The organism is Bradyrhizobium sp. 197, assembly GCF_023073375.1.
GTDB lineage: Bacteria > Pseudomonadota > Alphaproteobacteria > Rhizobiales > Xanthobacteraceae > Bradyrhizobium.
This window is the reverse complement of record NZ_JADPJJ010000006.1, coordinates 1-6,706: the sequence shown is the minus strand read 5'-3', so window position 1 is coordinate 6,706 and position 6,706 is coordinate 1. Positions and strand designations below refer to the sequence as shown.

General features: G+C 56.7%; 6 protein-coding genes and 1 pseudogene. 3 read left to right on the top strand and 4 right to left on the bottom strand.

The features are described 5' to 3' along the window. Positions 1-900 precede the first annotated feature (900 nt). Together IVB27_RS01880 and IVB27_RS01875 are read left to right on the top strand one after the other, a co-directional pair. Positions 901-1,128, top strand: a complete 228-nt coding sequence (locus IVB27_RS01880) for a hypothetical protein (RefSeq protein WP_247440939.1) — start codon at positions 901-903, stop codon at positions 1,126-1,128. 196 nt (positions 1,129-1,324) lie between these two features. Next, the gene (locus IVB27_RS01875; RefSeq protein WP_247440937.1) at positions 1,325-2,434 is read left to right on the top strand and encodes an SMP-30/gluconolactonase/LRE family protein; all 1,110 of its coding nucleotides are present in this window, start codon (positions 1,325-1,327) and stop codon (positions 2,432-2,434) included. An 879-nt stretch (positions 2,435-3,313) separates the two neighbouring features. On the opposite strand, the gene IVB27_RS01870 is transcribed toward IVB27_RS01875, so the two are convergent. From IVB27_RS01870 to IVB27_RS01855, 4 genes are all read right to left on the bottom strand, one after another. Continuing rightward, positions 3,314-3,727, bottom strand: a complete 414-nt coding sequence (locus tag IVB27_RS01870; RefSeq protein WP_247440936.1) for an MAPEG family protein — start codon at positions 3,725-3,727, stop codon at positions 3,314-3,316. Positions 3,728-3,772: 45 nt separating this feature from the next. After that, entirely contained in the window at positions 3,773-4,258 is a 486-nt protein-coding gene (locus IVB27_RS01865; RefSeq protein ID WP_247440934.1) for an SRPBCC family protein, read from the bottom strand. Beyond that, positions 4,255-4,572 (bottom strand): ArsR/SmtB family transcription factor, encoded by a 318-nt coding sequence (locus IVB27_RS01860; RefSeq protein WP_247440941.1) that lies wholly within the window; start codon positions 4,570-4,572, stop codon positions 4,255-4,257. The genes IVB27_RS01865 and IVB27_RS01860 overlap by 4 nt, the downstream gene beginning before the upstream one ends. 398 nt (positions 4,573-4,970) lie before the next feature. Continuing rightward, the gene (locus IVB27_RS01855; protein ID WP_247440932.1) at positions 4,971-6,287 is read right to left on the bottom strand and encodes a serine hydrolase; all 1,317 of its coding nucleotides are present in this window, start codon (positions 6,285-6,287) and stop codon (positions 4,971-4,973) included. A gap of 316 nt (positions 6,288-6,603) precedes the next feature. Here IVB27_RS01855 and IVB27_RS01850 point away from each other — a divergent pair. Next, positions 6,604-6,706: pseudogene (locus tag IVB27_RS01850) on the top strand (transposase); the annotation flags it as partial.

The following is a 6,706-nucleotide window of genomic DNA, read 5'->3' as shown; positions in this document are numbered from 1 at the left end:
CCGTTTTAATTCGGCTCTCTCAAACGGCTTCTCTCGCCAAGGTCTTGATTTATATGGTGGGCGCACCAGGGCTCGAACCTGGGACCCGCTGATTAAGAGGCGAATGATTCGGTTGGAAATCAGGTCCATTTGGACAATTGTCCGTCTAAACCCTGCGTTGAACCTGCAATTGGATTTTGTTCTGTCGGAATGACGCGATAGCAAAGTCAGGCTGTTCTGGCGAGCTAGAGGATGTAGTGTCGGGGGGCGAGGCGCGAGATCGCTACCGCTTTTCCCCACGACGCAAATCTGCGATATTTTATCCGAACGTGCGCCGACACGCCTCTGAACGCAACCGAAAATCCAGGGGCTCATTGACGCCAGCGGACATTCCGCGCGCCGAATGTCAGCTAATCTCATGCCGTACCTTTGCAGCGGCGTCGCACATCGCCTTCAGCTTTCCTATGAGCAACGATCTCGAAGAGCAGGACGAAGGGTCTGATTATCGCAAAGCCGACGGTCCCGGATATGCGGATCATTTGAACCACGGAGTATAACTTCGTTACTTCTCCAGTCTTGATCTTTCCCGAGGCTGGGGATTTTGTTAAGGCTCATAGCTCATCATCGTCGCCATCGTCATCCTGATCGTCTTCGTCCGAGTCGACGGCCATCGCTTCGATGTACTCACGACGGACAGCCCGCTCACGACGGACAGCCCGCAGCTGTGCGGCCCGATGTCTGATCGGCCAGGAACAACCACCATCCCCCGGTCTTCTTTCCATAGATGGCAATCGCCGCTTCCCTTGCGGTCTCAAAAGGCTGACCATCCACTTCCACGCGCGGGTCGTTCCAAGTTGCGAGATATCTTTCTCTAAAGCGCCCATTCGCCTACGATATTAACTGGGGCGGTTAGGAGGAGATATGTCAGATCGGCGAGAACTATATCGCAGTCCAAATGGCGACACTTGGTTCATCGGGCGCGAGCCGACTACCGGACATGCTTTTATTGTCCATCAGCCCAATGCCCCTTCTGGTGGCCGCCTTTCTCATATTGAATTGGGCGACTTCTTGCGTGACGGAAAGGGACCCGAACAGCAAGCGTTGTTGAGACTGATCGGAACACTGGTTGAAGTACCGCCGTTTGCCTAGTGCTTGCAAACTTCAACGGAGCCGCTGTTACTCCGTTCGCTAAGCTTGAACGGCTTTAAGGTAAGCAAGCTCCAAACCGGCAACCACTTCGAAGCTGACGTTGGATTGTAGCAAACCACGTCCATGTTCGTGCCACCTTTTGGGCTGATGCTTGAAGCACGGCAGCAAAAAAACAAAAGCGTCGGAGGAAACCGTCATGACAACGAAGTTGGCAAGTGCCGTCTGTATTCTTTCGCTCGTATTCTGGGGCTCGGCCACAACCGTTCATACCGCATCGGCGCAAGCCCAGTCCACCCCCGCGCCCCCGCTCGCCGGTCCACCATCGGCGGAGCAAGTGCAGCCGTGGGGTCTGCCACCGCCGCCGCCCGGCATCGGGCCGGTTACTTTGTTTGCGGATATCCATGATCAACCGCAGGGCAAGTTTCTTGAGGGTGGGGCCTTCGACAAGGCAGGCAACTTCTGGTTTGTCGCGATTGGGAGTGGCTGGGTGTCCTACCTCACTCCAGACGCCAAGCTGGTCCCCGTGTTCAACTGCAACCCGAAGGGAGACCTCGGTCCCGCTTGCGAGCCGCAGGGGACGCGCTGGCATGACGGCAAGCTTTACGTCACGACCCGCCACCTCGGCGTCCTGGTCTATGATCCGGAGACGAAGAAACTAAGCTCGCTCGTTTCCACGTTCCGTAACGAGCTCTTCAAGGGTCCAAATGATCTCGACTTCGACGCCGAGGGCAACCTGTATTTCACCGACCCATGGGGAACAGGACCAGGACCCGATGCGGCTGATCGGACTGGCGCGGTCTACCAATATTCCAAGGACGGGATTCTCCGGCGCATCATCACCACCGGCAGTTTTCCCAACGGCATAGCAGTCTCGCCGGATGACGGGACGCTCGCTGTTGCCGATTATGCGAGCAACCGGATGCTGTATTATTCGTTCCTGCGAGGGCCGAATCCCGCGTGCTCACAGTGCGCCAATGATCCGTCGCACACGACATTCTTCTTCGCCACGGCCGGGAGCTACAATCCCGGCAACGGTGGGCCTGACGGCATCCACTATGACGTGCATGGCAATCTTTGGGCGGCGTGCGGCATCGGCGGAGTCATCGAGTACGACCCGCGTGGCTTCATCATCGGCTACGTACCGTTGCCAAATGGTGATTCCTCGGCCACGAACTTTGCCTTTGGCGGCGAGAATAACCAGTATATCTACATGGAAGGTGCCGTCAGCGGAACCGTCTACAAGTTCAAGGCGCCCTACCCCGGACTGATTGGGCCAGATGGCGTGCGGTTGGCCGCGCAACCATGACTTCGCCGCGAGGCTGCGGCGGTGCGCACCGCATCAGCCGCGCATCACCGCGTAGCCGCTGATTACCGCGATTTAATCTTCGCACTCATCGTTATTCACAGACGAACCTCTACACGTCCTGTGGAGACAACACTCAACGGGAGGAACTAGCTGAAACTTCGAATCGCACTTCTCGCACTGGCCGCGTTAGGTGGCGCAGCTCTTTCGACCGGGACCGCTTCAGCAATGCCACTGGCCCCCTTGGGACAGTTCCAGTCTTCGAACGTCGAGAACGTCGCAGTGGTCTGCGGTCCGCGCGGTTGCCTCCGCACAAGGCCCGTGTATCGGCGCGGGGCCTACGTCGTCCGTCGCCCCTATGTACGTCGCAGCTATGGATACCATCGGAGCTATCGTCGGTACTAACTTGAAAGAGGGCTTCGGCCCTCTTTTTTCTTCCTGCTAACGTTTGGCCAAAATCTGCTTATCCATCGAGATCCAGATACTCGACGCATTGCTTGCCAATAAAGACCTGCTTCTTCGGCGGTAGCCAGCATGACTTTCATCGTGCGCTGGGCATCAACGGGTTGCCATGCGTGCAGACCCTATCTGTCACTTCCGATCCACCCCGAACAGCGGACGTAATAGAACCGGCGCAGGTGGTCCGGAACGGGCCACGAGCAGACGTCGGCATTGGAGGCGGTGCCAACTAAGGCGGCCTCAGCTGCAGCACGCGACGCCATGGCATCAGTCCAGAATTTCCAGTTCAGCGGCTTCGTCAGATCACGCTGAATGTCACTCTGCGGCCATCGTCTGCAGGGTCACAATTTGCGAATTTCCACCGATCTCGCTTCGGGCCAAAAGTCAAACTGTCGCCGTCCTCGGGCTGCCGTGTTTGATACCCTAGTGGATGGCTGCCATGGCAGTTACGACAATGAGGATGATCGTTACGAGCGCACCTGAAAGATAGAGAATGGTTCTAATGCTGCCGCCTTTGGCCGCTTTGCCGCCACGCAAATAGACCGCAACGTGGATCAGACGAATTGCGATATAGACCCATACAATCGTTGAAAGCGTGGCGGGTCTTACCCCTACCATCATAGCCAGTATAGTCGGGACGACAAAAGGCGGCAGCGCCTCCACCGCGTTCATGTGGACGCGATCGATCCGGTACAGCAGGTTGTCGTGATCCAACGGCAGGACAGGTCCGGAGAGTGCCCCGGCCCTGCCCTTGGACGATCCTGAATAGATCGCCAGCAAAATTGAGAGGAGGCAAAGGACAAGCACCCCGCCAATGCTAAGCCAGTAGGCCGTCATACGGACCTCCACAAATGCGCTCACGTCGCATAGGGTACGTGAATATCATCCCTCGCGCGCAATTCGCTCGGCGAACCGTTTCAGATAGAGCGGCCAACCCTGATCACCTTCAACGCCTTGGCTCACGCCTTCCCAACCCTGGCCATGACGTTCGAGGTGACGGTGCTCAAGTTCCAACCGAGTCCGGCTTGGCGTCTCGGCAATGAACCGCACCTCCCACTCACTGGTCTTGTCTGGATCGGTTTCGATTTGCCAATGCGGGCTGATGTCCCAGCTTAGAAGTACGCGATTTGGCGGATCAAAAGCCAACACACGCGCCCAGCGGCACTCGCTGCCATCGACACCCCGATCATAAACGTGACCGCCGACGCGCGGCTCGAACACTGTCTCTGCGATGGGGACGGAGAGCAGATTGTGCTCGCGTGGCTTGAAGCTACCGAAGTCTTCGGTGAAGACCTTGAACGCACGCTCGATAGACGCCTCAACCACAATGGATTGTTTGATGGGTGCGGCCGATACACGGATGCTCATTTCTGGTCCTCCACCGATTTTTCCACGGCCACTTTGTAAGCTGCCAGCGTGCTGCTCCAGAACCGGTCAAGCCAGGCACGCATCTGGCCGAGCCCCGCTGGATCGATGTGGTAAATGTTGCTGGCTCCCTTCGGCTCGGCACGAACCAAATGAGATTCGCGCAGCACCTTCAGATGCTGAGAGACGGCTGACTGGGACACAGTCAGTTCACGGGTGAGTTCGGCTACAGTGCGAGGCCGCGCGCCCAGCAATTCGAATATTCGTCTGCGGGTCGAATCGCCCAGAGCGGCCAGTTGCACGCTGTCTTTAGCCATTCCTCGTCGAACGGTTGCAGTCACCATAGCAGATTTATCATTAGCCATAACTAATGATAAGCAGAAACTAATGATCGCGTCAACGGTGATGTTTAGCCAGACTTCAGCTTTGGGTCTTGGCTGTGTGAAAACGCGCAGGCGCTCAATCACGATAGAAGAACTTGTTCGTCCAAGATTGTTTTGGTCGTCAAACGCGCAAGCGGTTTCAGCTTAGAGATCAAACTGAAGAATATCATTCCTCGTCGCAGTTTTTACAGAGCCAGGGTCAATGGCTGACTCCACACCTGCTTGATTGGCGTCGGCTTATCTCCTCATAGGAGACATCGCGGCCCTGTAAGCGAAGGTCAGCAACGGGCCAGAAGCCGGCTTTTCCGGCGGAGACACGCAAACGCCCGATATTACTCAATCCGTTCGGCAATCTGATCCATGCTGTTCTGATGCAAAATCAAGCGGGCGGCTCGGCCGTCTTCTCCCGGTTCGAACGTGACCTGCGCTCCTACGCACTTGTAGAAAAAATGCCACTCCGAAATCGGAAAAGCCCGCAGCGCCGCTTGGTCGGCGAGCCGAAGGTAGAGCCGGTCGGCGGCTGATGTCACTTCGAAGTCCCAGTTCGGGCGTAGTCGATAGCGTCCCAAGAGACGCGCGAAACACGCTGAATCGACTGCATTCTCCTTGCGGTACCAGTTCAAGCCGCACCGTCGGTCCAACACGTGAACACCTAGGTCGACCACTGCATCAATACACGTGTTGCTGAGCACAGCCACCCCGCGCTTCCACTCCGGAACACATCTAACGAAGGAGCGGAATCCACCGGTACCGCCTGAGTGCGAAATGGCAATGCCACCATCCGGATGAGGTGGGCCTAATTCCAATCCACCTTGGCTCCGTGGCGTAATTAGCGGGCCTATCATGGACGAAATGGGCGAATCCCTGTCGCAAAGCCCGTCCATGAATCGCAACAGATCGGAAACGTTTGACCGGAACGCGCCCGCCGCGGCCAGCACGTCAAAATTCCAGTTCGACACCGGATCGAAGCTGTCGTCATGTCCGGATGAAATATTGTCCGTCAATCGAGAAGGGATCGCGATCACCGTGTCGTCCATTCCCAATGGATCGAGAATGCGAGATCGGATCAGGCTCTCATAGTCGCCCGCATTTGCGCGGAGGACCAGGGCGTGGCCGAGCAAGCCCACTCCAAGGTTGGAGTACTCGAAGCTGTCGCCGGGCGTTCGTGCCAATTCGTGGGTTGCGAGAAACTGATAAAGACTTTCGGCCGTGTACCTAGCATACGGATCATTCGGATAATCTTCCCGCCCTAGATTCGTCGGTATTCGAGGGAGGCCGGAATAATGCGAGGCAAGATCGCGCAGGGTAATGACCTTGCCGTTGCGAGACGGAACACGTGTTCCAGCGGGAAGGAGTTCAGCGACCGGCTCGTCGAGGCCGACCTCGTCCTGGTTGGCCATGTCAGCTAATAGCAGAGCGGTGAAAAGCTTTGTGATCGACCCGACTTCGAATACGGTGTCTTCATTCACCGGGGCCTCGGCGCGCGCATCTCGGTAGCCGCGACTTATCACCTGATGGCTTTTGCTTTCGGTCGTCCCGATGACCATCCCAACACTCAATCGGCGCTCATCGACGCGGTCGACTAGCATCCGTCGAATCAAATCGCCTGTAGCAAAGGGCGGCGGAACAAAAGAACCATTCTTGTTCATGGAAGTTGACGCTCGCGCAGGTAACACGAGTTAGTTGAGCAAATTCTGCTCTTTCGGACAATCTATTTCGGAAGATTTCGGCCGAATCTCGCAAACCGGGGTCCAAGAGGGACCGAGTTTGCTGAAGTCTGCAATGGGTCAGAAGTGGCCCTCAGCGGTCATCGCCGAGAAGGTCAGCTACGGGCCGATTTTGTTGCAAAAGTCGGTTGAGACAAGTCACGAAGCGTGATTCCGTTGTGTTGACGCGAATCTCGGCGAGGTCGATCCATGATGGGCCGTCTGAAGAGTGACCAAGGTCAACTGTTCTACGAGTTTTGTCTTGGTCGCGGGGTATGTCTTTGCGATCCGCTCGGAACGGCTGATCTGCCGTGAAGTGCAGGTGAACCTCGCCTATCGCTCGTTCTGCAAGCTCGGTATCG